The organism is Cupriavidus sp. 8B (genome assembly GCF_054589115.1).
Genome location: NZ_BAAILO010000579.1, coordinates 1 through 240, shown reverse-complemented (window position 1 = coordinate 240; position 240 = coordinate 1). Strand labels below are relative to the sequence as shown.

Annotated in this window: 1 protein-coding gene; it reads right to left on the bottom strand. The window is 60.4% G+C overall.

Annotated elements, in window-relative coordinates:
- Positions 1-240: hypothetical protein (locus ACYP5B_RS48985; RefSeq protein WP_459574699.1), on the bottom strand; the 240-nt coding region annotated here is incomplete at both ends.

Genomic DNA, 240 nt, shown 5'->3' with positions numbered 1-240 from the left:
CCGTGCGGGTGGTTGCAACTCGGGATGTTAGCTTCTTCGGAGAAGTCTTGGGTGTCACCTTTTTCGATGTCGTCTTTGGTGCCGTCTTCAGTCGGGCCGTCGTTGGTTCCGCCGGTCGCGGTGATACGGCGAGCTCAGGGGCAGGCAGGCCGATGCCCGCCTCAAGCGCTCTCTCGGCCAACATCTTCACCACGAAGACACGGTCCTTCGCTGTGGGAATCTCATTGAGGTAGGCCAGCA